We start from the raw sequence: 26,607 nt of genomic DNA, 5'->3' as shown, positions 1-26,607 counted from the left end.
GGGGGATCAAGTTCGGTGGGAGCCGCAAGATAAGACAAAAGCGGCGGGGAGGCCATAGATGTCCATCAGGCGGCTCCCATCGAATTTTTAGGATTTATCACAAATTCCCCGGCCCCGCCACTGCGGACCACGCCGGGCTTCAAACGGCCCCGAAATTTTTCGGACCACGCCGGAAGGAGAAACAAATGGCCGGAACGGAAGTTGAAGTCGAGGAAGAAAGCACGGCGGGCGCAAGCCTGGACGAGGTAATGCGCAATCAGCGGGTGATTGTGGGGCATCCTGCCGAATCAGGCGCAGGCCCCATCGGACAGGACGACGACGGAGAGGAAGGCGAGGCCCCGGAACGGGACGACCCTGGCCATGCCGATCCGCCCGAACCAAGGCAGGATGAGCCTGCCGGTTTCCGGTTCAAGAGCCAGGCCGAGGCCGAAAACGGGTACAAGTCGCTTCTGGCCCGCACAACCCGCGCCGAACAGGAGAACAAGCGCCTCAAGGAGGAACGCGAGGCGGCGGAAAGGGCAGCCGAGGAATCAGCAAGGCGTGAGGTGGATGAGGCCAGGGATGAGGACGAAGCCACCGGGTATTACCTGGAGGCGGTCCGGGCCGTGAACGCGCTTCCCGAAGACGCGCCCGATCACGAAGAGCAGGCCGCACGCATTTGGGCGAAAGCCCACAGGAAGATTGCGGCTGCAAGAAACGCCGCGCCCGCGCCGCCCGAAAGGAGGGAGCCGCCCGAACCAGAGCCGGAACGGGATGAACCCGCGCCGCGCCAGCAGGCGGACCCCAAGGAAGTGCGGTCCTACATCGAAAACCGGGCGCGTACGCGGGGCAAAATCGCGGATGAGGACATGCCTGTTTTCTACGGCTTCGCGGCCACGGCTCCGGCAGCGGACGAAGGCGGCAAACCGCTTTCCATTGACGCCCAGACCGATTGGGCAATCGAAAAAACAAACAGCTACTTGGCGGCAAAAACGCGGCCTGTGCGGCGCTCGTTCGGCCCGATGGGCCGTGGTGGGATGGGCCTTCCAGCGTCCGGGGCGGATGAGCCCGACGACGGAAAGCCCTTCACCTTAAACGACGCCATAAAGGCGGCCCGCCGCCGCCTGTGATGAAAGGGGGCAGCAATGGCGAAAGCCTTTACCTGGGCGTACGACGCCCTGACAGGAGTTTACAAGAACCACAAGCTCTCCGCCAAAATGATGAAGGTGGCGGCGGGCGAGTTCATCATCGCGCAGTTTTCCAAAAACGTTTCCGAATACGGCAAGGGCATGGGCGAATCCATCACGATTCCCCATTACAAGGCCATGGCCGTGCCTGCCAACAACGGCGAGCTCACCGAAGATGTGCGCATCCCCATTGACACCCTGGTCATGGGCTCCCGCACGCTCTCAATCAAGGAATTCGGGCGCGGTGTGGAATTCACCAGCCTCGCACAGGACCTTTCCGTGTTCGACCCGGAAAAAGCCTGCCAGAAGGCCCTCATGCAGCAGATGCATCACTGCATGGACAACGCTTCGGCATCGGCGCTCAAATCCGCCAAGGTCTGCTTCATCCCCACGGGCCTCACGTCCGGCACCTGGGACGTTGACGGCACGCCTTCAACCGTCGCCACCCAGAACATAAACAAGTCGCTCCTGGGGCTCATCCGCGACTACATGGTCAAAGACCTGCACATCCCGCCCTACGAGGCGCGCCACTACATCGGCCTGTTTTCAACAAAAGCCCTTCGCGGCCTCAAGGACGACAAGGGCCTGGAGGACTGGTTCAAGTACCTGCGGGAAGGCGACGTGCTCTACACCGGCGAGCTTGGCCGGGTGGAGATGATTCGCCTCATCGAGGTCACCAACGAGTCCGCGCTTTCCAACAGCGTGGGCAGCGGCGGCGTTCTTGGCGAGGGAATCGTCTTCGGCGACGAGGCCCTTGCACGCCTTGAAATCGAATCGCCGCATCTTCTGGCGGATCCCAACTACAAGAGCGACTTCGGACGCCGCAAGGCCGTGGCGTGGTACGGCAAGGTGGCATACGGGACCTATTGGGATACCGCCAACGATGGCGAAGCGAAAATAATCCGTGTTTGTTCTGCATAGAACTTTCTGACGGCGGCTCCTTCTGGGGCCGCCACAAGGAGGAATTGAAATGCTCAGAAGCGATCTTCCAATAGCACTCCCCATGATGCAGGCGGTCGGCTACGCGGACACCGCCGGGGTGGACTGCGACCAAGCCCCTGCCGACATCCTGTTTTTCATAGTGCCCTTCAAGTGCATCGTGCTGCTGGCCGGGCTTCTTGTGACGGAAGCCTGCGCGGGCGCGACCACGACACCTGTCATGAAGTTCGACAGGCGCATCACCGCCGGAAGCGACACCGGGCGCGGTGACGGCGACATAGCCAACTTCATCCTGGGAACCACCGCCGCCGGAAAGATTCTTTACGACAAGGCTGCGGTGGGGACCGTGCTCATGCCCGGTGATGAGGTTGTTGCGGAACTGACCGTGAGAGCGACCGGGACCGGAGCAGCCGGACACGTCCGGCCTTTCCTCTTGGTTCAGTACGACCCGGAGGTGATGGCGAACCTGCCGGATATGATCGAGACAACCTAATCCCGGTCAAAGGGCTTCAAGATTGGAGAATGAACGATGGCAGCGATTACTTCGGCAAACGTGGCGGTCTCACCCCAAAGCGGATGCGTGGACATCTCCCCAAGGTCACACAAGACCATGGGGATATTTGACGTTTCCTTCGGAGACGGGGCCTTGACCTATCCTGCGGGGGGCGTGCCGCTTCCCGCAATAGGCAATTTCGGCTTCAAAAAGATCATACAGTTCGGCCTTGTTCAGCAGCCGGTCACGAACGGCTTTCTCTACAAGTACGATCCGTCCAGCCACAAGGTGAAAATTTACACCCAGGGAGTGGTCACAGGGGCCACGGCGGCGGCGGCCAACACCGACGGCGCGAAGGTGCTTGATTCCGGCGGCAGCGAAGTTTTCCCGCGTCTCCCGGGGACGGCGGCCAGCACCACCTACGACCTTGGCGGGATGATCGAGCTTCCGGCGACGGTCGCCCCTGCTGCGGTCACGGTATCCCTTCTTTTAATCGGAGAATGAAAAACCATGCAGACATTGACTGTGACCGTAAAAGACCCGGCGACCGGCGTTGAACGCCAGAAGGTGCTGACCGTGGTGCGAAGCTGGCAGGCTTCCAACGGGCAGATTTTCCTTTTTTCGGACGGCCAGTACGGGTTCAAAAACGGCGCGCCCGTGCGCGGGCCGGAAGATTTGGACGTTATAGCTGACCCCCGGCAGCGCGAAGTTGCGGACCGCTGGTGGAAGATGAAGGGCCGCAGGATTTCCGAGGAATACTACGCGGCGCTCAACAAGCGGCTGGCCGCCAAGGCCGCCGACCACAACGACAAGGCCATGTTCGCCGAGGCCGACCTTGACGCCGCGACCTATTACCGCTCCCGGCGCGACGGTGACGGCGAGTGGCAGGGTCCGGGCGTATGGAGCGAATACTTTACATCCCGGCCCGACTGGTGGGGTGCATGCGATGAAATCCTTTTCAAGGAATTTCGCTATCGCAGAAGCGACCTTGCACTTGAAACGCCCGCGCCGGTGGAGTCCGTGGCCGTTGCGGGCGACCTCGAAGCAAGGCCAGCCGATGCCGGAGAAAAACCGGCGGATAACGAGGAAGCGGATTTCTAAGGACTTTTACTCATGGCGTTTAGCGATTTGCGCAGATGTCCCCGTTGCGGGAAGCTCTCTTTGGAGGATGACCGGATGTACCAGGATGTTTCGGTCTGCCCCCATTGCGGCGCGAACCTTTATGATCGGGCGGCCAAAGAGCCGGAAGAGCCTTTGAACCCTACGGAACGCGGGGCCTGACATGCACGGAGCGGCAGCCGTTCAAAGAATGCTGGACGCCTTGAACGAGGTGGGCGTGAGCGAAGCATATTGTCCGCTCAGGAAAGCCTACCAGTACCTGGACGAGGCCGCTTTGGACTTCTGCCGCCGCACCCGGATTCTGACTTCGAGCGTTTCCATAACCACCGTGGCCGGTCGGCAAACCTACCCGCTTCCGCCCGACTACATCGAGCCTTATGAGCGCACCATGGGCAATCGCCGCCTGTTCGCCAGATACGAGACGGCAGGCGGCGATGTCTCATGGCCGGTTTTGACAAGCTACGAGAAAATCCGGCTGGCCGACAGGACCGAGGCCGAGGAAACCCCCGTCGCCTTCACCATCCGTTCCCGGTCCGAAGCCCCCACGCCAAGGACCGGGAGTGCCAAGGTTTCCGGGGCCGTTGCGAACGGGGAATGCACCCTTGTTTTGAACTCCGCCGATTTTGCCCCGCTTCTGCATCCGCGCGATTTTGTCGCCAACACCACGGACGGCTCCAAAGGTGTTGTACTGGATGTCCTTTCTGACGAGGACGCCAACGAAACATACCTTGTAACCGCCCTTTTCGGCGGTGCGGTCAACCAGTGGGCCGCAAACGACGCGGCGGTTCTGATGCCAGCCGCAACCCACGAGCTTTACTTGTGGGCTCCTTCGTTAAACGCCGGGGACACGTTTCGCATTGACTACGTGGCGAAACCCGAACCCGTTTTCGCGGATTACCGAACCTGGAGAATCCCGGACGAGCACTGCCCGGCGATCTGCCTTAAGGCGGCGGCGCTTTTCATGGACACCAAAAAGGAAATGGCCGGGGCCGATTACTGGCACAAGACCTACGAGCTTGAAATCAGGGAAGCGCGCAAGCGCATGGGAAGAATGGCGCTGGCGCAGAATTCATATCCCACAAGACTTTAGAAGGTGCTGCATGGATGAGATCGAGGAATTGAAAGAGGTCGTGATGAACGGGCTTTCAGGTCAGGGGCCGTCAAGGCTCGACATGGTGGGTCATATGCTGTGCAAGACCAATCAGGGAGCAAAGGCAATTCTGGACCGCCTTATCGAGGACGGCAAAGTTGAGCGCCTCCCCAGGGGCATTTATCGGCTGAAAATGCAGGAATCTGTTTTCTGATTCGAGTCCCGAAAGAGGTGATTACATGGCCTACGAGCCCAAGAGACTTGAGATTGATTTCAACGGCGCATGGGCCGCCTCGGTGGATTCTTCGCGCATCGGGCCGCAGAACTACCGGGAGCTCGTGAACCTTAGATACGCTCCGGGCGGAGGATTGAAGGCTGTTTCCGGGTTCAGCCGGATCAACTCCCAGCCGCTTTCAACGGGCATTGAGGATTTCGCCGCCAATTATTCCGAGACCGACACCGCCGACAACCGCCTTACGGTAAGCCAAAACAGCATCGCCGTGTCAAACCTGATGGCCCTTGAGGCCGTGGCGGTTACGCGGGATTTCGGGGCCGGATATTTTGCCGAAAGCTTCGAGCACAAGTTCTCTTTTTGCATTACGGACGGCGCGGACGTTGACCTGAGCCACGGCGGGCTTTGCCTCTGGACCATGGTGAACTCGACGGGGAAAACCAACGACCAGTTGCGCTACACCGACCACGAGGACTACCTCGCCCTGGACGCGACGCTTATCAATATGACCTCATGGGGCTATGGCCGCAAGATCGCCCTCACCTTTCTGCACCCGGACGGCGGCGCGGGCGGCGCAATCGAGCTTGACCTGGGCGTGCGCTACTACGTGCGGATCCGCTTCGAAGCAACCTATGGTGATTACGGCAGGGTCACGGTCAACATCTTCACGGACTCCGGCTATTCGGTCCCGTTCGGCGGGCAGGTGCCGGAGTTCTCCGACGTTCTGGAAGAGCCCGTCAGCTTCCGGTATCTGGTTGTGGCCTCCGACGATGGCGGCTGAGTGTCAAATCCGGCTCCCGGTACGGGCGTCACGGGCGATGTAAGCGGCCTTCTGCTTGGGGCCTTGACGCCGGACTGCGGGGTGCAGATACGCTCCACACCCGATGACGCCTCGTTTTTGCTGGTCCGCGCCAAAGACGCCCTGGGCCGTGGCCGGGTGTTCGAGAACCGGGCAGAACCGCCCGCAACAGGCGAGTTTGAGGCCGAAGTCCTCTGGGAGGACGACGAAGGAGCCACAAGCGGCGCTTTCTCAACAGGCCCGGACGGAAGCGCGGTTTACGCCAACAGCAGGGAAATCTGTATTTGGAACGGGCCGGACATGAAGGTTGCAGCCTGCTTTCTCCTGACCGACGTAACAGTCACCGCCTCGGACATCAGCTTTGCGGCGTCCGGCGACACGATAGCATCGGCTGCCGTGGATTTTTGGGCGGCAGGCTTTCGGCCCGGTATGAGGATCACCATTTCCGGGAGCGCGTCCAACAACAACACCGTGACCGTGCTTTCAATCTCCGGGACCGGCAACAAAACCCTGACTGTGCTTGAGGACGTTATCGTCACCGAAGCCGCCGGGGCCGCTGTCACCATAACGGCGCTCCCTTACGAAAACCGAGAAAACGGCGTGCTGGATGTAACCGAGGCCATCAACAACAATCTGAAAACCACCGGCAACACCATGCAGCTTGGGGGCGGCAACGACGCATACACCAAGTGCCTGCTGCATTTCGACGGAAGCCACGGGGCCACATCCACCACGGATTCGTCCGCTTCGGCCCACTCTGTAACCTTTTACGGCAACGCAAAGCTTTCAACCGTTGATAAAAAATTCGGCGCATCGAGTCTCGCCCTGGACGGCGCTGGCGATTACGTTTCAATGGCCGATTCCGCCGACTGGCATATTGGAACCGGAGCTTTCAGTGTTGATTTTTGGGTGAACTTCAACGTGCTTCCGGGCGCATACCCGAACGGGGCCTTTGTTTTCGAGCAGCGGGTTGATTCGCTGAACAGCTTTTCGCTTCTTTTGCGCAATAACTTCCTAACCTTCTGGATTGGAAACGGCTCCGATCTTTCAGCAAACACCGCTCATTTTGCCGACGGTTTCACCACGGGAAGGTGGTATCACATCGCCTTTTGCCGGGACAGCACGGGCAAGTGGTACCTTTTCGTGGACGGCAAAAACGTGTTTGCGGTCTGGCCGGGCGGGATCGTGAACATACCTGACTTTGCCGCACCGCTCGAAATCGGGCGCGGCGCGGGCGGCGGATCAACCTATCTTTACGTCAACGGCAGGATTGACGAATTCCGGTGGAGCAAGGGCGTATGCAGGTGGACCAGCGATTTCACCCTCCCGGTGAACCAGTACATGACGCCCTCCCGCAGCTTTCTTGCATTTTCTCCAAGGCCGATTCAAGGCGCAAAGGCGCTGCTGTCCGCTCCTAACAACGAAACCGGCGCAAGCGTGGGCGTTTCCGCCTGGAACGGCAACACCATGGCGGCGCTCTACGTGACGGATGGTTCATCCGGGTTTTCCGTTGACCGGGGCGCTATTTCGTTCCCTTCAACCTGCGGCATGGCCCGGCCCATGAATTTCGGCGGGCTCTTCCTCTATGCCTACCTTTTCTCGCTTTCCGCCGGGAGCGCCGAAATTTGCAGGCTCACCCTTGACGCGCCCTTCCAAAAATTGGGCGATGTTTGGGACGGCGTGAACCGCACGGCCATAGCCTTCCACGTTTACACCGGCGCGGCTGACAAGGACTACACCCTGGAAGTTGCCGAGGCTTCGAGCGCCCTTTATCCCATCGCGGCTGACCTTTCCGCCCTTGCAACCACGGGGTATGTGACCGTGATTTTCGAGGAGCGCATGGCGGGCCTTGTTTTCTCCATGATCGCGGGCAGCACAAACGCAAGCACGGCGCGGCCCACGGTTTCCTTTCACGGGCCTGCCAGTTGGGTAAGCCTTGGAGCGCCACGGGATGGGACAATACTTGGGACTTCGATGAGTTGGGTGAGTCTGGGCCAGAGCGGAGTCATGGCCTGGAACCCGCCAAATGAAACCGAGGAAGCGCCCGCAAGTCTTTTCGGAGTGAACGGCTACGCCTACAGGATCGCGTTTTCAGCGGCGCTTTCGGCGGACGTAAAAATTGACTCCTGCTTCGGCATCCCGGCTGGCAAGGCCCCAAGAGCCTGCGATTTTCCATCAACTTACGGCGGACGCCTGCTTCTTTGCGGCTACTCCGAAGGCGGCGAAGGCGGGCGCGTAGACTTCTCCGCCCCATCTGCTCCCGAAGTCAACAACGGGGAATTGAGTTCGGACGGCGGCAAACAGGCCCTTTACTTCGGGGGTAACGAACCTTTGGTCGCCGGGATAGAAATGTTCAACCGCTTCGGGAACGACGTTCACTCCTTCTGGCTGGGCCTCAAAAAGACCGAAACCTACATTTTGACCGGCAGCAACCCGGAGGATTTCGCGGTTCGGCTTGTTTCGGGCTCCATTGGCTGCGTGTCGGCGCGTGCCCTTTGCGCCGCCGAGATGGGCTTTGAGGTGAACCAGGGCCTGGGCCGGAACGTGGCTTTTTGGCTTTCAGCCGCAGGTCCTGTTGTTTTCGACGGCGCGGTGCTGACTCCTTTATGCGGACTCGAACGCTTCTTTGACGAGGATTCCCCGGACTTCGTGAACCCGGACGCTTTGGACTGCGCCGTGATGTTCTACGACTCCGCCCACGGCGAGTTGAACCTTCTGCTACCCCTTAATGATTCAACCGAGCCTGATTTCTGGGCAGTCTTTGATCTCAAAAAGCGGGCGTGGTTCGCCAAAAATCCCGGCGAGAACAACCACCCGGTGTGCGCGGTGCCGGTTTCAAGCGCTTCCGGCGTTCGCCATGTATACGGCGGCGGGCGTTACGGCCACGTTCTGCGCCTGGAACACGGCCCAACCTGGAACGGCACCGCCATTACCTGCGAGCTTGAAACAGGCGACTTGCTGCTTGCCGGGGCCTGGAACCGGGCCTTGGTGAGCAAAATCCGGCTTTGGGGACATCTTTTGAGCGAGCCCGCAAACGCGGCCCTGGGGGTCGCTCCCGATTGCGGCGACTCCTTCACAAGCCTTGGAACCGTGGCCCTAAACGCTGGCGCGGGCAGGCTTTTTCGCAAAACAGTTTCCATCAACGCCCAAGGTTGGGCCGTGCGGTTCAGGATTGCGGCTGTAACTTCGGCCTCCGCTCCCGGCCTTTGGCTTGAGGGCCTTGGCCTCGAATACAAGGTTGAACGGGAGGACTCATGAGCGCCCAATCCGCATACCTCGAAGCCCTGAAAAGAACTCCGCAGTACCAGCGCGCCGTTGCGCGGTTGATCGCCAAGGCTCCTCAGAACGCGCCCATGGTGAGCACGGCGGGCATTGACGCGGGTCTCGCCGGGCTGGCTGCCAAAAACATGACACAGGATTTCGCCACGGCCTCCAAGGAGAAAAACGCAGCCACAGGGCTTGGCCTTCAAAAAGAGGCCCTTGCAAACAAGGTTTGGGAGGCCGGGGCCTTAAAATCGTTTCGTGAGGATCAGGCAGGCAAAACCGCAGGGCTTGGGGCCGCACAGGTTGGAATCTCCGGGCTCATGGGCTTGGCTAAACTCCGGGAGGACGGACAGACCAAGGATCAATTGGATGAACTGAGCGAGTTTATAAAGAAACGGGGCTCCATGGGCCTGGGGGTGGGCAATGGCTAATACAAGTCAGATGGGTGCGGTTTACCGGAAAAAGCTCTATCCAAGCGCCGCCGCCGAGGTTGAAGCCGCTGCGCCTTCCCTAAGAGAGCTTTACGCCTACAAGGCCGCCGATGACGCGGCCAAGGCGGAACTTGAGCTTGAACGCCAGCGGATAGCACTCGAAAAAAAAACAGCAGTCGAAGAGCTTGCCGCAAACCGGGAAAGCGCATCCAACCAGGAAACCATTGGCCAGCTTGGCCTTGGCGTCTCCGGCGTTATGGGTGCGCACCAGTTGGGGCTTACGGCTCCGATCATCGGCGCGGGCAAGGCGGCCCTGGCGAAAATCTTCCCGTCATTGGCCGCCAAATGGGCCGCAACCGCAACAGCGCCCGCAGCAACCGCAGCAGCAGCCGAGGGCCTTACTGCCGCAAGCGTTGCTCCCGTGACCACATATTCCACGGGCGGAACCCTGGCCGCGACTGCTCCGGCGGCCAAGACGGCGACTCTTGCAGGAATCCCCGGCATTCTTGGACCTGCCGCCCTGGCCGCAGCCATAGCTTACGGCGGCGGGAATCTGCTTGCAAACCCGGTTCAAACCGGCATGGACGTTGTGAATGACGCCCTTTTCGGCAACGACGACTCGCCCTGGGACAAGGCGTATCGAAGCGATGTTTTAAAGGAGGACTGGTCAACCGCTCAAAACGGATGGGCCAAGGCCAGGGAGCGCGGCTACGCGGTCCCGGACGCGCCGGACTATGACTCGGTTTACATGGCCAACCGAAAGACCGGCACAACCAACAAGGGCGACTACACCTTTTTTGATTACGACAGCCTGCCCACGGACTTCACCTCGTATATCGAGGAAGGCAAAGCGATCGGCAAGCAGCTTGGGCTTGCCACGAACGACATACGGGACATGTTCAGCGTAACCGGAGGCAGAAACGGAAGCCCGGCCTGGGACAAGTCCACGAGCTACAAGCCCGCAAACGCACGGGCGACGGCTTTTTGGGACGCGAACCCCAAGGCGGTTGAGCCGAAAAGCTACTTTAACACCGTGTTCGGGGTGTCGCTTCCCCGCACCAACTACACCGGCGACGATGCGCAATTTTCGGCGCTGATGAGCAAAATGAATGGCAATGGCGACGCGGCGGCTTCCAATACTTCGCTTCTGGATCAGGTGCGCGGGGCGCTTTGATGACTTCGGCCCGGAGGATGAATAATGGCTGATTGGGACGTTGGGCGGGCTTATGCCTCGCTGGCCGATACCATTACGCAGGGCGTGGCGGGCCTTGGCCGGGCGCAGAATGAGCGGGCCGAGCTTGGGCTCAAAAAGGCGCAGATCGAAACCGAGGCCGCCCTTTTCGACAAGTACGAAAGGCCGCGCCGTGAAGCCGAGCTTGCCGAGCTTCAAATGGAAAACCAGCCGTTTGCGGGCAACTTGTGGGGCGATGACCCCCTGGATCAGGCTCACGCGGCCACTGACTTTTTGGGCGATTTTTCCGAAGTCATGCAGGCCGATTTCGACCCCAAAACAAAGCGGTGGAAGTATCGCAACCCGGTAAGCACCGACCGGCAATTCGTAAGCAATGGCGACATGAAGAAGCGCTTCGGCGGTCGGCTTGCGGCCATAATGGCCGGGAAAACCAACGTGGGCCGCAAACTTGAGGATGATCACGCAAAGGCCGTTGCCGGGCTTTCTGCCGCCGAGTCCGAAGAGGCCCTCACCCCCGGAGCAAACGCTCCGTCAAGCGGCATTCCAAGCGGCAATGATCCGGCATCCCCAAACGTGGGGGCCAATGATCCGCGCAGCATTGCCGCCGCTTTTTCGCTTCCAGGAGCAAACGACGCAACCGGCAATGACCCGCGCACGTCCTCAAACGCTGATAATGTTTCTCCAGGGGTTCAGAAGGCCAAGGCAAGGCTGGCCGAAGCTACGGCCAAGCGAAAGGCGTACGCGGCGGATCCGCTCCCCTTCGAGCAAAAGCGGCTGGACCTTCTGTATGACCTTCGTTCACAGGCCGTGGCCAACGGTTGGGGGCCGGACAGCCTCGGAACGATAGATGTGAACATCAATCGGGTGAGCGATGAGGTGAAAAGGCTGCGTGATCTTCCGGGCAGCAACCGCGAGACAAGGCCCGTGGGCTATTGGGCAAGCCTTTTGACGCCCGAAGCGAAGGAGAAGTTTCTTGCCCATTACAAGGGCGACACGGGCAAACTCGTTATCCGGGCCGAAGCAATAGATGTTTCAACGGCAATCGGCGCGCAGATTGAGGACGGACGCACCAGAAAACCCGTGAAGCAGAGGCTTTCGGAAGGCGGGCTTACCAAGGATGAGCAGGCCGCCATAAAGAGCCGGTATCCGAACCTCGACTACTTGCCGGACGCCAAAGAGTGGGGCGAAGTGGTGAATGAGGTCCGGGACCGCGCAAAAGAGACCCGCGCCATAGCCCAGCGCGACAAGGAACGCAGGCAGTCCAAGCAGGACAGGCTTGACGAAATTGCGGCCCAAGGCCGTGAAACCCGCAAAAATGTTGACTACAGGGCCGCGAACGGCGGTGGCGGGTACGGCGGTTCGGCCTCCGGCAAACATCCGAAATCCGCAACCCTTGACGGCTGGATCAAAGAATACGGGTTCGGCCCCGCAGCAGCCGCACAGTTCAAGGCGCTCTTTCCAGGCGCGGGGACGGCTCCCCTAAGCGCGGCCACGGTGCAGGCGGCTTTCAAGGCATCGCCCTATTTCAACGGAACGATAGAAAAGCGCGTAAGCGGGTGGGAGTCCGACGCCCGCAAAGCCTGGGGGGCCATGGACGAAGTGGATCGGGCCGCTTATTCGGGCGGCGGTGAAAAGAAAGATGAAGGCAAAAAGGGCAAAGGAACCGCCCAGAGCGCTTCCGCCGGATACGCCAAGTTCAGGGAGAGCTTCATTCCCGCAGAGGAATTGAGCGCCGACTATTACGGGCGCGGCGCGGATACGCCCCCGCCTTCCGCAAAACCCACCGGCAAGGCCGGACACCAGCCCGATGTTATACCCGCCGATGAAAAGGGCTACGAGCGAAGCCAGAAGGAGGCCCGCACCGAAATGGCCCTGAAAAAACTTCCGCGCTCCGTTGCCGTCGCCCTTGGCCGCAATCTGCACAAGGCCCGGAAAGGCGGCCACGAGGGCGAAATCCAAAAAGCCATGGACGCGATTTTGAATTACGGCCCGCAGCCGGTGAAACGCCCCGCCGGGATGATACCCGTTGGCCAGCCGATAAAGGGATAACGATATGCCGCGCGGTTTCTACAACAGCAGCCTGGACGACTACCTTGAGGAACTGATTCCCGGAAGTCAGGCCGACTACGACCGGCAAACCGGTGCTTTGTCGGAGTTCACCGCCTCACCCGAATTCCAGGCGCAAAAGCCGTCGAAAAAGCGCGAATCCCTGGGGCTTTTTTTCGACCAGTGGGAAAACCCCAAGGGCCGCCCCCCGGCCTACGACCAGGATACCATGAGGCGGCGGCGCAACTCCTTTATAGACGCCAACATGGAGGACACGGCCCCGGACAGGCCCGGAGCGGGCGGCTTTGCCAAAGACGTTGGAGCCGCCGTGATTTCAGGGCCGGTTAAGGGTGTGGAGACGGGCCTTCGGGCCTTGCAGGCGGTGACGGGTGGAAGCGACGAACAGGAAGGCGGCGGACTTCTTGACCGGGCGGTTCAATCTGTTTCGGATTTTTCCTACGACACTCCGGCTGTGCAGACCAGCAAACAGGCCCGAACGGGCCTTCGCCGGTGGGTTACCGAAGGAGTTAAAAGCGCAAGCCAGAGCCTCACCACCCAGGGGCCTGCAACGATTGCGGGCGCGGTGATCGGCGGCCCGGTTGGTGCCGTGGGCGCGTTCGCCCTTTCGGGCGGCACTGTCTACGGGTTTTCGGAATTCGATTCCTTCATGGAGGAGGCCCACAACCAGGGCATTGACAAAGAAACGGCGGCGGGCGCGGCGGCTCAAAGCGCCCTGGCCGAGGGAGGTTTCGAGTTCGCAACGGACCTTCTTGAGGGCGTCACAGCCGGGGTCTTGAAACCCCTGACAAGGCCCGGCAAGGCGGGCCTTAAACTTGGCGTTCAAAGCCTTCTGGCGACCAGGGCGCGGCAGGTGGCCGGGCGAATAGCAGGAACAGCCGCAACCGAAATGACCGGCGAGGCCCTCACGGCGGGCGTTCAGGCGGAGGTGCGCCGCTCGGTTGACATGGGCGATGACCGTTTCTGGTCAGCAGCCATTGATGTTCTTGGTCCAACAGCCGTCACCGGCGTTATCTTCGGTGGGCTTGGCGCTGTAATAGCCCACAGGGAAAAAGGCCGGGCGGCCCGTTATCTTTCCGATTCCACTGCAAGCGAAAAGGACAGGCTTTGGGCGGTTGACCTTGTTGCGGACGCCATAAAAAAGGAATCCCCCGTTGTAAGCGCTGCCTGGAAAAAAAGCGCCACAGAGGTTGTGCGAAAAGGCGAAGCCGTGCCCCTTGATGAGGATTTTTCGGGTATGGGCAAGCCCGGTGCGCGGCTGAATCTGCTGCGTGGCCGGGAGCCACTTTACGAAACGAAACATTTTCGGGTCTTCCCCTGGAGCAAAAAAACCAAGGCAAGGAAGGCGGCGACTGAAACGGCGGTTGACGCGGCCAAGGAGGGCCTTGACGATCTTTTGGGATCGGCGGTTTCTGATGACGGGATTCCGCTTCCCACCGGACCCATGCGAGGGACAGGCGGGGCCGTGACCGAAATCGGCAAGGAAGCGGCAGGCAGGCGCGAAGCCGACCGCAAGGCCGCCCTGCGCGAAAATTCGGTGGCGCGCTCCGTGAACGATGCGGCCCAACTTGTGCAAGCATCCCGCAAGGCCAAAACCGAGGCTGCCGTTTCCTCCGGCGATACCACGGCGCTTTTGTCCGCCGGGCAGAAGGCATTCATCAGAAGCGACGTTGAGGACGCCGAAGGTTGGGATGGGGTGCTTGCGCGTTTCGATGGCGAGGAGCCCACGGATGTTTTCGCCCGGCAGGTTGCCGAAGAAATGTACGGCCCGATGCCCGTTCCAGCGCATGAACCCATTGCTGATGCTTATGAAGAACCAGCTTGGGATGGCCCGGTTGAGGAAAGCCAGGAGGGCGAAACAGTCGGGGAAACCCCCTGGAATACCTTGAATGACAAATACGTATATGAAACGCCGGAGTTTATGAGGCGCGAGCAGCCGGTGATGGAGGAATATGACCCGGAACCGCAGGATGTGGAAAGCACGGAGGCCTCCGGGAATCAGGTTATTGATGGGGCCGTTGAAAATCCCGCTCCTGGCCGCGAAGACAGCGAAGACCAGCCCCTTGTTCAGCCGGTGATTGAAGAAGCGCCTGAGCCAAAGGCTCTTGATGCTGGAAAGGAAAAATTCGACAGGCTTTTTGAGGCTTACCGGCGCGGAAGCACCGTTGTTGACGGTGTTGAAAGCCCTGAGCTTGCCTATATTCTGGATAATGATGGCCCGCAGACGATATTTTTCGACACAGCGGAACAGCTACGCGATTATTTCGAGGGCGAAGGAACCGATGAGGTCCGGGCCGACCTTGAGGCGTTTAAAAAAGCCAGGGCTACATCCGGGAAAAAGGAAGCAGAACCGGCTCCGTCTGAAAAGGAAACCGCCAAGCCTGACATTGACGCCGAACTGGCGTGGTTTGCCGAGCATCCGGACGAGCTATCAAGCGTTCTGGATGAGCTTGCGGGCGAGATAGAAGCGAAAAAGGCGGCAAGGGAAGCTGAGGGCAAGGCGGTTGCCGAGCCTGCCCCGGAGAAGGAAAAAGCGCCCGGACCAAGCCGGGCAGTGCAGATGCTTACCGGCAAAAAGCCCGCCGCGCAGCAAACCGGATCATTGGCTGATTACGGTCTTAACGTCACCAGGGCGACCACCAAAAAGGGCAAGCCTGTTTGGGAAGTGACCGGCAACACCAAAACCCACATGATGGAGCTTAAAAGCCTGGGTGCTCGCTGGTATGGGCCGAGAAAAGCCTGGAGCTTTTATAGCGACGCCGACCCCACCAACAGGATTTTGAAGGCTCTTTCGGGCAAGGAAACCAATCCAAGCGAGCCCGCCGGGCAGGCTGCATCAAAGCCCGTGAGCCCTGCTATGCAGATGCTTACCGGCAAAAAGCCCGCGCAGGCCGCCTTGCAGCCTGTTGATTTGAAGGGCCGCGACGATCTGCCGGACATTGCCGTTGATGAGGAAAAGTCCAAGGCGCTTGACAAGGGCGACCGCGTGATTCTGGTAAAGGACGGCAAGCCCTGGCGGCGCGGCACCATAACCGGGCACGAAAGCTACAGGATGCAGGGCGTGTTGGGTGGCCAAGCTTCGGAGGTCCGCCATATTTTTACCGTGGAGTCCGATAACGGGGTGGTTGTCCAGGCGGTCGGCGCTGAAAGGATGATACCCGACGATCCGGCGATCCCCGTGGCGGACGTTTACCGCGACGTTTTGGAGGATGGAAAATACAAGACCGAAGACGATCTTGTGCGCGGGGTCGCGTTCGCCCGGCAAAGGGCGAAGTCCTTCCGGGAAAGCGCGGAGCGGGCCAGAACATTAAAAAACAAGGCGGCACATGACCGGGATTCGCGGTGGCACGCGGAAGAGGCCGACAAGATGGCGGCGCTCCTTGCGGCATGGCGGAAAAAGGCCGAGAAGGTTGAAACAAAGGCCGGGACGAAAGTCGCAAAGGATGAAACGAAACCGGCAACCGATGAAACGGACGAGGCCGAATCCGCTGGTATTCCCGCCGAAGCCTGGGGCAAGGAAGGCGAAACCTATCTGCCCGAAAGCGACGAGCCCGTAAAATTCCGGTACGCGGTCGCGCCCATTGACAGGCTCAACGTCTCCAACAACACCGATTTTTCCACCAATCCCGCCTATCCCGCCGAATTGCAAAACCGCGACCGCAAGCGCGAAACCATGAAGTTGAAGGTTCTTGAAATCGCCCGGCGGCTCGTTCCGGCCAAGCTGGGAGCCTCACCGAGCGTCACCCTTGGGGCTCCCATCGTGGGGCCTGACATGGTGGTTGAGGCTGGCAACGGGCGCGTCATGGCCCTTGGGATCACCTACCAGTCGGGCGGTTACGGCTCGATTTCCGACCCTTCAGCTTACCAGGACTGGCTTGTAAAAAACGCCGGGGACTTCGGCCTTGATCCGGGCGCGGTTTTGAAAACGAGGCGGCCCGTCCTGGTCCGTGTTCGCAAGAGCCGAGTGAAGGACCGGGTGGAGTTCACGCGCCTTGCCAACGACAGCGAGGGCGCGGCGCTTTCGCGCTCCGAGCAGGCCCTTTCGGACGCCGCCATGATTACGGACGAGGATTTGTTGCTGTTTCATCCGTCCGAATCCGGCGACGTGGGCGCAAGCGCAAACCTTGGATTTTTGCAGCGAGTGGCCGAAAAGGTGGGCCTGAATGCCGCCGCCGGTATGGTTGGCGCGGACGGAAGCGTGACCAAGAGTTTTTTGGAGCGCGTGAAAAACGTGGTTTTTGTGAAAGCCTGGGGGGACCAATACCTTGAGGCCATAAGCGAGGAAACCGACCCTGACCAGAAAAACCTTTTGAACGCCCTGATGGCCACGGCTCCGGCCATGGTGCAGGCCAAGGTTGCAAGCCCGGATTTGAAGGGCTCCCGGATTGACGAAAAGATCATCGAGGCCGTTTCCATTGTTCGTAAGGCCAAGGCCAAAAAGCTTTTGGTGGTTGACATGGTGGACCAGGGCCGGATGTTCGAGGAAACCGACTATCTCCCCCGCGACATTAGCGCCCTGGCCCTTTTTATCGACCGCAACATAAGAAGCGGCGCGAAAATCCGGGGCGTTTTTTCCGACATAATAAGCGCGGTCCGGCGGGCGGCTCTTGACGAGAAGCAGGAAAAAATTCTTCCCGTCGAGCCCTTTGACCCTGACACCGTTGTGGCTGACGTCGTGGAGCGGGCGGGCAGTCTTTCAAACGGGGAAGGCTCTCCCGGTCTTGAGGCTGACGCAGTCTTTCCCGAAAGCGCCCCTGACGAATCGAAATCCGCTGCGCCTTCGCCTGCGCCTCAAAGCCGCGCAATCGCAATGATGACGGGCCGGAAGTTCGTTCCCAAGGCGGATAAGGAAGAAATTTCCGGGCCGAAAAAGAGCCTTGCGGGTTTTCTGGGTGAGGCTGCAAAGCAGGGCGTGACGGGTGTTGAGGAATCCCTGACGGCCCTTTACGAGCTTGCGGGCGGATCGCGCGGGGGCCTCAAAAGCTTCCCCGGTATCGGCGGCTTTGATGAGGAAAGCTACGCCGCAGCCAAGCCGCACTTTGAAAAGTCCCTGGCCGCGTTCCGGGCGGCGGGCAAGAGCGCCAAGGAATTTTTCTCGTTCTTAATTGTTAACTTGGGTGCGGGCATAAAACCGTATATAGAACGCTTTGTTTCCGACAAACAAAGCGAAGCGAAAGGAGCCGCAAATGAGCAACCTGATACGGGTGGAGATCGAGAAACCAAGGACCAGGGCGGAGTACCGGGATCATCTGACCTGGCTCTTGGACAACTATCCGGCGGAGACATGGGAGATGTTCCAGGAGGACCCGGCAAGGCTCGACAGGCAGGTGGTGCAGGCGGTGCAGCGGGCGATGGTGAGCTACTACCGGGTGAAGGAACGGGGCGCGGACGAGGATCAGGCGATAGAGTACAAGTACGCGGTGATAGCGCCCTCCGACGGCCCGGCCCTGATGGCGGTGAGACCGCCGAAGCCCCTGGCGCAGGCCAAAAGAAAAGAGATTTGGGCCTGGGTGGACCGGGAAGCGGCAAAGGACATGGAGGAAAACAGGGTGTCAACCACGTAATAGCGCCCGATGATGAGATCGTTGTGGGCGGTGTGGAGCCCCGCATAACGGCGAACATCGAGGCTTTGCGCACGGCTTTGGCCGTGAAGGCCGAAGGCAGGCCCGCAACGCCGGCGGAAAAAAAGGCCCTTGCAAAGTTTGTTGGATGGGGGGCCTTTTCCCAGAAGGTTTTTGATTACAGGTTCACCAAGTTCCTGGATTTCAAACAAAAATACCCGGACGAGACTCCCGAAGGCTTTTTCGGGCGGGGCTCCGTCGGGCTTGAAAAATACCTTGAATGGGAAAGGAAATACGGGCGCGCCCTGCATCCTTTGCTCGGCGGGCTCATGACCCAGGAGGAGTGGAACTCCGCCCGCGAATCCACACAAAACGCGCATTACACCAGCCGGGAAGTCATAGGGGCCATGTGGACCCTTGCCCGGCGGCTTGGGTTTTCGGGCGGGCGTGTGCTTGAGCCCGCTGCCGGAGCCGGGCATTTCATCGGCTTGGCACCGCGCGACATTGCAGAAAAATCCCGCTTTTCCGCCGTTGAAAAAGACCGCCTCACCGGGGCCGTGCTTGAGGCCCTCTATCCCGCATCCGATGTTCAGGTCGCGCCCTTTGAAGAAGCCCGGCGCATGAACGGCTTCGATCTTGTAATCACGAATGTTCCCTTTGCGCAAAAAAGCAGCGTTTACGACGCCTCCCGGCCAGCTTACGGCGGGTGGAGCCTGCACAATTATTTCTTCGGCAAATCCCTGGACGCAGTGCGCCCCGGCGGGCTTGTTATCGCCATTACAAGCGCCTGGACCGCGAACGCCAAAAGCAACATGAGCGTTCGGGAGTTTTTGCACCAGCGGGCCGCCTTTGTTGGCGGTGTGCGGCTTCCCAACACGGCCTTTGCGGCAAACGCCGGAACCGAGGTTGTGACGGACATATTGGTGTTCCAAAAACGCGGGGACCAACTGGCGAGCGTGGATAACCCGTCATTCCTGGAAACCGTGGAAATCGACATCCCCGAAGAGGGCAACACCGCAACCATTAACAAGTATTTCGCCGAGCATCCTGAAATGGTCTTGGGGACCCACTCCATGCGCGGCAAGATGCACGCAAGGCAGGCGGACGAAAAGGAATACACGGTTTTCCCGAAGGAGGACGCGCCTTTTGCGGAGCAGTTGGCGCGGGCTGTGGGGAATTTCGCGCCCGGCATAATGGAGCAGGGCCGCCAGATCGAAAAGGGCGAGATTGTGAACCGCCGCCCCGCCTCGCCCGGCGATCAGGAAGGAAGCCTTGTAGAGGTTGACGGCAGGTTTTACACCGTTGTGAAGGGCGAATACGCGGAGCCCACCATAACGCGGGGCGATGCCGCCAAGGGGACCTTGCGGGAGGCCGAAATTTTCTCCGACAAAGAAGGCGGCGCAAAGCAGGCCCGCGACAAGGCCCGAAAGTACATGGCCATCAAAAGGGCCTTCAAGGATTACATACGCCTGCAACTGGACCCGGACGCACCGGACGCCGCAGTCGAAAGCGCCCGAAAGGCGCTCAAAACCCACTACGACGCCTTTGTGCGGGACCACAAGCGCCTTCACGAAGGGGGCTCATTTCTTCGCAAGATTGACACCGAATACGTTTCGGTTGCCGCCCTTGAGACGGCGAAGGTTCACAAGGAGGAAGCGCGGGCCGCGAACGGGGACAAAATATTCAAGGACGTGGTGGAGTACGTTCCTTCCGAATGCCTTTCGCGCCGCACCATGTTCCCTACCAGGACACCCCAGAACGTGGAAAGCGTGGGGGACGCCGTGACGGTTTCATACGCCATGACCGGCGAGCTTGACACGGGCTACGTTGCCGAGGTGATGGGAAAGACAAAGGATGAGATTGAAAGCCTTTTCTGGGAAAGCCCGGAGGTTTTTTCCGACCCGGCCACGGGCGGATGGGTGTCGGCCTCGGAGTATCTTTCGGGAGACGTAAAAGCCAAGTTCGAGCAGGTCCGGGAGCTCGCCAAGGACGTAACCAGGTACGAGAAGAACGCGCTGGCGCTTGAAAGGGTTCTGCCCGTTGACCTTACCATAGGCCAGATAGCGGTGAGGCCCGGCGCAACATGGATTGACACTGACGTTTACACGGATTTCGGCTCCGAGGTTTTGGGCCTCGATGATGTTTCGGTGAGTCGCCTGGGAAGCGTCAACGACGAGCGCGTGACCCACGTTCTTACAAAGGGCTTTGGCGGGGATCAGGTAAAAAGCGATTCCTGGGAGTTTACGTGGAGCGGCGGCTCCCTTTCGGCGGACGATTTTTTGAGGATGTCGCTTAACCAGCAGCGCCCGGTGTGCCATGACCCGGTGCCGTATACGGACGATTCGGGCAAAGAGCGAGTGCGGCAGGTGCTGAACAAAAAAGCCACCGAGGGGGCCGTGGCCAAGCAGAAGGAGCTTGTGAAAGCCTTCAACGCCTGGATTGCCGGGCATGAAAAATGGGGGCCGAACGTGGCGGCCCAATACAACGACAAGATCAACCGTTTCGTGACCAAAAAGGTTGCGGCTCCGGCAATCGAGCACTATCCGGGGGCCAGCCATGATGTGAAGTTGCGCGACCTTCAAAAGCGCGCCGTCAGCCGGGCCTTGAAGGAATCCGTGCTCCTGGCTTACGGGGTCGGCACCGGCAAGACCAATATCTTTGTAACCCTTGCCATGGAAATGCGCCGACTTGGCACCGCCCGCAAGCCTCTTATAGTGGTGCAGGGCTCCACCGTGGGCCAGTACGCAAGCGCGTTCGCGCAGCTTTACCCACAGGCGAAACTTTTGATCCCGGACGACACCCAGCGCGGCAAGGGCAGGCAGCGGGTTTTGTCCCAGATCGCAACGGGCGATTGGGACGCCATTGTGGTGCCCCACGACTGGTTCAAGGCCATACCGGACTCCAAGGAGCGGTACAAGGCGATGATGGAGGCCCGCATTGACGAGGCCGAAAACGCAGTGATCGCCGAACGGGAACGCGCCGGGAAAAAGGCCCCCTCCGTAAAGGAGCTTGAAGGGATACTTAACGGCTACAAGAAAAAGCTCGCAAAGCTCATGGCCCGCGAGGTTGCGCCGGGAATCCTCAATTTTGAGGACCTTGGGATTGACGCGCTTTTGATTGACGAGGCGCATGCCTTCAAACGCGGCGAGTTTTTCACCCGGATGCCCCGGATCAAGGGCATTGATAAATCAAGCTCCCAGCGAGGCGACACGCTGCTTTTGAAATCGCGGTGGGTGCAGGGCAAAACCGGCGGCAAGAACGTGGTGCTGGCGACCGGAACGCCAATATCGAACACCATAGCAGAACTTTGGACCATGATGCGCTACGTGCGCCCGGACGTTCTGGCGCAGTATCACGCCCGGAGCTTCGACGCCTTCGCGGCGGCCTTCTGCGACACCACAAGCGATTTGGAGGAAACGGCCACCGGCCAGATCAAGCGGGTGGAGCGGTTCAACGACTACACCAACATGCCGGAACTAATGGCCATGTTCAAGGCCGGAACCGACATAATGCTTACGGCCAACGCGGGCCTTGACCTGCCTCAGATCGAGGGCGGCAAGCCGGAAGTCAAAGTCATTCCTCGCTCGGACAGGCTTGGCATGTTCATAGCGGGCTTGCGGCGCGTGATGCAGTCGTGGGAAAAACTTAGCGGGCAGGACAAGCGGGACTCGTCGGCGGTGCCGGTGGTGATAAACACTCTGGCCCGTAAGGCGGCCATTGATTTGAGGCTGGTGGATCCCATCGGGTTCGCGGACGTGAAGGAGGGGAAACTCTTTCACGTTGCGGACGAGATTTTTGATACCTGGAAAAAAACCGAAAAGGACCGATTGTCCCAGGCGGTTTTTCTGGACGTTTACCAGTCGGGCGAAGGCACGCCCGGATATTTCAACGCCTATGACGAAATACGGAATCTGCTTGTTCAAAAAGGGGTGCCGAGGCACGAGATATTGCTTCGGAGCGAGGCCAAGACCGACAAGGCCGCAAATGAGATGTTCGACAAGATCAGAAGCGGCGAGGCCAGGGTCATAATCGGCCACAGCGAGTCGTTGGGGGTTGGAGTCAACATCCAGGACAGGCTTGTGCGGGTTCATCACGTTGACGTGAACTACACCCCCATGCTTTTCGAGCAGCGCAACGGGCGGTTGGTGCGCTTTGGTAACATGAACAAGATCGTGAAGATCACCAACTATGTTGTGGATCGGTCCCTTGATTCGGTCTTCTACAAGATATTGGAGAAAAAGCAGCGGTTCATAGACAAGATTCTGGGGTCCGAGGAATGGAGCCGCACCATGACTGAGCCGGTAAGCTCGGAGCAGTTGAGCTTTTCAGAGATGAGCGCGGCGGCGGCGGGAAACCCCCTTTTATGGGAGCAGCACGACCTTGCCCATAAAGTGAACGATCTTAAGGTGAAAAAATCCCTTTGGGAGATGGGCGTTTCAAAGGCGGCCCGGATGCTGGCCCAAACCAAGCGGGAGATCGAGGAGGCTGCTCCCAAAATAGAAAAAGCCGTGACTGCGGAAAAGGCTTACGGCGCAGTTTTCGGGCAGAACGAAAAAGGCGACATAAAGGCCAAAACCATTACCTTTGAAGGCTGGGAGCTTGGCCGCAAGGAATTTTTGGATTTGGCGGCAAAGTTCCACGCCGAGAACCGCAAAAAGGCTTTGGAGCATTTCAAAAACTACACCAAAAGGGATTTTGACGACTTCAAGTTCCAGGAAGCGGTTCTTGAAAAGAAGATTCTGGACTCCCAAAAAGAGGAAACCAGGAGCCAGTATAGAGATCAACTAAAGGCCCTGCGGGAGAAACACAGCTTTCCCGGCGAAACGGCAACCTTCCGCATAGGGGGACTTTTCGAGATAAAGGTTGACGCTCTTTTCCTGCCCACATTCACGGACAAGGACGGTAACGAGCAAAAAACCATAGCCGGGGTGAACAACCTGGGCAAGGCCACGGTGGTTTTTAGCGGGATACCCGGAGCCGAAAAGGCCTACACCAGGGAAGGAATGCAGTACGCAACGGCCAAGGGTGCCTTGGAGTTCGTTGAAAACCGCGAGGCGGCCCCGGTTTTCGGCAAGGACAGGAGGCTTCAAAAGCGCCTTGAAAACCTGCAAAGGGAAAAGGCGGATTACGCCAAAAACGCCGAAATCCCCTTTGAGGAAAAGGGCCTGCTTGAGTCCGCCGAAAAGCGCCTTGGTGAAGTGAACGCGGCCCTTGAGGAGGCCGGGAAGAACGCGCCGCCGGACGTTGAGCCGGACCGGAAAATGATGGACGCGGTCATGTTCGGGATGCGCAACGCCTTGCGAAGCGTGACCCTGGACGTGCTGGTGGCGGGCGACGGCCAGCCTGGGGGCGAAGTCGCCTATTACGACAAAAGCGATGATGAGCTTTTGGCCGGGCTTGGAGAAAAGCCGGAAGAAGCTGACGACGCGGAAGCGGCTGTTGCGGTTGGGATTGCAAGCCACTTGCCGGTCGCGGATTTCTCCACCGGGGACATTACCGGGGCCTTTGACGGTGATGCCTTCGCGCCTTGGGCAGATATCAGCATCCGGGAAGTGAGGGGATTTTTCCCGGAGCAGGCCGGTTGGAGCGTGGGCAGAAGCCCGGACGGCGCGGTGTTCGTGAAGAACGCGGACGGTGTGGGCTTTCTGGTGGAGGCGGTAGACGAAATCGGCGCGGATTCGGTGAGCTTTAAGGCCAGCCGTGGCCGGGAGCTTGAAACGGGCGAGGTGGTGAAGGGCAAGTACCGCGACGGACGGATCACGATTTCAAAAAAGGCCGGGGATAAATGGACCTTCGCGCATGAGGCGACCCACGGCCTGGAGGACTTGGGACTCTTTACAAAGGATGAGATCGAGGCCCTGAGCGCCACGGTGAAGGGCTTGCACAAGGCTGGAAAGCTCCCCTTTGCGAGCGCCTTTGACGAAGCCGGAAAAAAGGATGACGCCCTCCTGGGCGGCAAGGAAGACCGGGCGCGCTACGTGGAATGGGCGCTTGCAAAAAGGGATTTCGACCGCAAGACCTTTGTGGGGCAGGTGTTGCAACGGCTGGCCGATTGGGCGGACGCCCTGGTGAACCTTGTTACGCAAACCGGGCTTTCCGTGGTGCGGGACTTGGAGCGGGGCGCGGTTCAGGCCAGAAGGCCGACCGTGGTTGAGGCGGCCATTGGCAGGAATCTCTCCGTGGATTTTTCCACCGTCAAGCCAACAGGCCCTTCCTTGACGCGGGACCTTGAGCAGAACCGCAGCTACGCCAACCGGCTTTTTGAGCAGAAGGACGTGGGGGTTCAGCAGGCCCGGACGGACGTGATGAGGCTTCAGAAGCGCCTTCAGCAGCTTGCAGGAAGCCGGAAGTTTCTGGGCAAGAAGGTTGTGGGGTTTGATGAGTGGAAACGGAACACGGACAGCGACCTTCTGGACATGGCCCTCATGGTCTGGCGGGACGTGAAGGGCGATGTTGGCAGGATCAAAAAGCATCGTGCCTGGGCAAAAAAACAGATGATGAGCCCGCTTACATCACGAAAGCAGAAGCTCAAGATCAAGGACCACTTGGCGATTCTGGACCGGGTGGAAAGCCTGACGGACTCAGAAAAGGCCCTGGCGGATGAGATCGGGCGGCGCTTTACGAACGCCTTTAACGTGGCCAAGGCCAACAAGGTCATTCAGAGCTTTGCCGACGACTACGTGCGCCGGATATGGAGCTTCCCGGAAAAAAGAAAGGCCGAGTTTTCGGGCGCGGGGAGCGGCTACGGGTTCAGGGTTTCCACCACCGCCGCCAAAAAGCGGAGCCTGGATTCAATTCTGGACGGTTGGGAGGCCGGGTACGAGCTTGGCGTAAAGGGCCTCACCAACAGTTGGGGGACCTATGCCGAAGAGCTTGAAACCATTCTGGCGCATAAGGATTTTCTGAAAAACGGCTACGAAACCCGCGACGCGAAAGGGCGGCGGCTTTTTGATACGGATTCCAACCGCCCCGGATACGCGAAGCTGGAAGCGCCGGGCTTTTCGGTCTGGGAATGGACGGGGCAGTCGGCAAGCGCCGGGGCCGGGCCTGACGACGCATCGGCTTTGATGGTAGACACCTACGGAACGCGGTCGTTTTTCGTGGCTCCGGTGCGGCATGTGCCGGAGAAATGGGCGCTGTTCAAGTTTGCGGGCAATGAGCGGGCTTACCGGATTTTCGACACCGAAGAGGAAGCAAAGGAATTCGCGGCGCAAAAGGGTTGGAGCAAGGCCTTTATCCAGCACCGCCCCACGCATGAGGTGGCGGATATGTGGGAAAAGCGGCACCTTTACGCGCCCGCCGAGCTTGCCGAAATGATAAACAAGATGACGGCCATTGACGCGCTTTTCCGGCAGACTCCGGGGGCCTCGTGGCTTGCGCGGTTCAATGCGTCCCTCAAAAGCTGGATACTTTTGTCGAGCTTTTTCCATCACATGGCGGGAACGCGAAGCTGGGCGCTTGCTGTGAATCACGGATGGATCGCGGGCCGCAAAATGAAGGACCCAATGACGGGCCGGGTTTACAAGAGCGCGGGCGTCAACCCGGTTTCGGCGTACAAGGCCGGGTTCCAAAAGATAATGGACAATCACCCCCTCATCACCCTGGGCGTCAAAAACGGACTGACCCTTGGTGAAGTTGCCGACTGGAACGAGAGCGCCCTTCGCTCCATGCCGGGCATCGTGGAAAGCCTTGCGGAATCAGCCGGGTTTGAGCGGGCCGTGAAGGTTATCCGGGGCATCAGGCGGGGCCGGGAGAATTTCGAGACATCCCTTTTCGGGCGCTTTTTCGCGGGGCTCAAGGCCGAGGCGTTCGTCAACGAGTACGTTCACCTGTTGCAGGAGCGGCACGACGCGCACCTTAAAGGCAAGGGGCCGCGCCCGGACGCGGACAAGGTCGCCGAGATCGCGGCGCGCCTTATCAACGAGGACTTCGGCGGCCTGCACTTGGGGCGCATGGGCAGAAATCCGACCTTGCAGAAAGCGGCGCGGCTGCTGCTTCTGGCCCCGGACTGGACGGAATCGAACTTCCGCATGGTGACGGGCCTTGTGCCGGGCTTAAACGAAAAAATCAGCCGGGCAATCGGCGACATTGCGCCCCCGCCGGGAATGCCCGCGCGTTACCGGCAGTTTTTCACCAAGGTGCTTGTGCGCTCGGTGGCGACCACCATGCTTTTGCAGATGCTTATAAACGGTTGGGAGGACTCCTGGGAGTTCTGGAAGGAGCAGACGGATAACTGGACCAATTTCAAGCGGTTCCG

14 protein-coding genes are annotated in these 26,607 nt (G+C 59.6%); all 14 read left to right on the top strand.

Features of this window, described 5'->3' with window-relative positions:
• Nucleotides 1–185 precede the first annotated feature (185 nt).
• Nucleotides 186–1,109 carry a hypothetical protein gene (locus tag HZB23_10750; protein MBI5845134.1) on the top strand — a complete coding sequence of 308 codons (924 nt, stop codon included), beginning with the start codon at nt 186–188 and terminating at the stop codon, nt 1,107–1,109.
• 15 nt (nt 1,110–1,124) lie between these two features.
• Nucleotides 1,125–2,087 (top strand): N4-gp56 family major capsid protein, encoded by a 963-nt coding sequence (locus HZB23_10745; GenBank protein MBI5845133.1) that lies wholly within the window; start codon nt 1,125–1,127, stop codon nt 2,085–2,087.
• A gap of 49 nt (nt 2,088–2,136) precedes the next feature.
• Nucleotides 2,137–2,598 carry a hypothetical protein gene (locus tag HZB23_10740; protein MBI5845132.1) on the top strand — a complete coding sequence of 154 codons (462 nt, stop codon included), beginning with the start codon at nt 2,137–2,139 and terminating at the stop codon, nt 2,596–2,598.
• Between the two features lie 36 nt (nt 2,599–2,634).
• On the top strand, nt 2,635–3,102 hold the full coding sequence (locus tag HZB23_10735) for a hypothetical protein (protein ID MBI5845131.1): 468 nt from the start codon (nt 2,635–2,637) through the stop codon (nt 3,100–3,102).
• 6 nt (nt 3,103–3,108) lie between these two features.
• Nucleotides 3,109–3,699 carry a hypothetical protein gene (locus tag HZB23_10730; protein ID MBI5845130.1) on the top strand — a complete coding sequence of 197 codons (591 nt, stop codon included), beginning with the start codon at nt 3,109–3,111 and terminating at the stop codon, nt 3,697–3,699.
• 12 nt (nt 3,700–3,711) lie between these two features.
• Nucleotides 3,712–3,879, top strand: coding sequence for a hypothetical protein (locus tag HZB23_10725; GenBank protein ID MBI5845129.1), 168 nt, complete (start codon nt 3,712–3,714; stop codon nt 3,877–3,879).
• A gap of 1 nt (nt 3,880) precedes the next feature.
• A complete protein-coding gene (locus HZB23_10720; GenBank protein ID MBI5845128.1) occupies nt 3,881–4,807 on the top strand; it encodes a hypothetical protein in 927 nt (308 codons plus the stop codon).
• A gap of 10 nt (nt 4,808–4,817) precedes the next feature.
• The gene (locus HZB23_10715) at nt 4,818–5,021 is read left to right on the top strand and encodes a type IV toxin-antitoxin system AbiEi family antitoxin domain-containing protein (GenBank protein MBI5845127.1); all 204 of its coding nucleotides are present in this window, start codon (nt 4,818–4,820) and stop codon (nt 5,019–5,021) included.
• Between the two features lie 25 nt (nt 5,022–5,046).
• On the top strand, nt 5,047–5,820 hold the full coding sequence (locus tag HZB23_10710) for a hypothetical protein (GenBank protein ID MBI5845126.1): 774 nt from the start codon (nt 5,047–5,049) through the stop codon (nt 5,818–5,820).
• Nucleotides 5,821–9,096 (top strand): LamG domain-containing protein, encoded by a 3,276-nt coding sequence (locus tag HZB23_10705; GenBank protein ID MBI5845125.1) that lies wholly within the window; start codon nt 5,821–5,823, stop codon nt 9,094–9,096.
• Nucleotides 9,093–9,533, top strand: a complete 441-nt coding sequence (locus tag HZB23_10700) for a hypothetical protein (protein ID MBI5845124.1) — start codon at nt 9,093–9,095, stop codon at nt 9,531–9,533. The genes HZB23_10705 and HZB23_10700 overlap by 4 nt, the downstream gene beginning before the upstream one ends.
• Nucleotides 9,526–10,707, top strand: a complete 1,182-nt coding sequence (locus HZB23_10695; protein ID MBI5845123.1) for a hypothetical protein — start codon at nt 9,526–9,528, stop codon at nt 10,705–10,707. The genes HZB23_10700 and HZB23_10695 overlap by 8 nt, the downstream gene beginning before the upstream one ends.
• 24 nt (nt 10,708–10,731) lie before the next feature.
• Entirely contained in the window at nt 10,732–12,774 is a 2,043-nt protein-coding gene (locus tag HZB23_10690) for a hypothetical protein (GenBank protein MBI5845122.1), read from the top strand.
• Between the two features lie 4 nt (nt 12,775–12,778).
• A partial coding sequence (locus HZB23_10685; GenBank protein ID MBI5845121.1) for a hypothetical protein occupies nt 12,779–26,607 on the top strand: 13,829 nt, incomplete at its 3' end.

This window comes from Deltaproteobacteria bacterium, assembly GCA_016235345.1.
GTDB lineage: Bacteria > Desulfobacterota > Desulfobacteria > Desulfobacterales > Desulfatibacillaceae > JACRLG01.
Note: the sequence above shows the minus strand (reverse complement) of the source record. Positions and strands in the feature narration are given on the sequence as shown.

Bases quoted from the DNA above. Each gene is read 5' to 3' on its own strand.
- HZB23_10730 (MBI5845130.1), top strand. From the start codon at position 3,109: ATGCAGACATTGACTGTGACCGTAAAAGACCCGGCGACCGGCGTTGAA.
- HZB23_10695 (MBI5845123.1), top strand. From the start codon at position 9,526: ATGGCTAATACAAGTCAGATGGGTGCGGTTTACCGGAAAAAGCTCTAT.
- HZB23_10735 (MBI5845131.1), top strand. From the start codon at position 2,635: ATGGCAGCGATTACTTCGGCAAACGTGGCGGTCTCACCCCAAAGCGGA.
- HZB23_10710 (MBI5845126.1), top strand. From the start codon at position 5,047: ATGGCCTACGAGCCCAAGAGACTTGAGATTGATTTCAACGGCGCATGG.
- HZB23_10750 (MBI5845134.1), top strand. From the start codon at position 186: ATGGCCGGAACGGAAGTTGAAGTCGAGGAAGAAAGCACGGCGGGCGCA.
- HZB23_10745 (MBI5845133.1), top strand. From the start codon at position 1,125: ATGGCGAAAGCCTTTACCTGGGCGTACGACGCCCTGACAGGAGTTTAC.
- HZB23_10715 (MBI5845127.1), top strand. From the start codon at position 4,818: ATGGATGAGATCGAGGAATTGAAAGAGGTCGTGATGAACGGGCTTTCA.
- HZB23_10700 (MBI5845124.1), top strand. From the start codon at position 9,093: ATGAGCGCCCAATCCGCATACCTCGAAGCCCTGAAAAGAACTCCGCAG.
- HZB23_10720 (MBI5845128.1), top strand. From the start codon at position 3,881: ATGCACGGAGCGGCAGCCGTTCAAAGAATGCTGGACGCCTTGAACGAG.
- HZB23_10725 (MBI5845129.1), top strand. From the start codon at position 3,712: ATGGCGTTTAGCGATTTGCGCAGATGTCCCCGTTGCGGGAAGCTCTCT.
- HZB23_10740 (MBI5845132.1), top strand. From the start codon at position 2,137: ATGCTCAGAAGCGATCTTCCAATAGCACTCCCCATGATGCAGGCGGTC.
- HZB23_10690 (MBI5845122.1), top strand. From the start codon at position 10,732: ATGGCTGATTGGGACGTTGGGCGGGCTTATGCCTCGCTGGCCGATACC.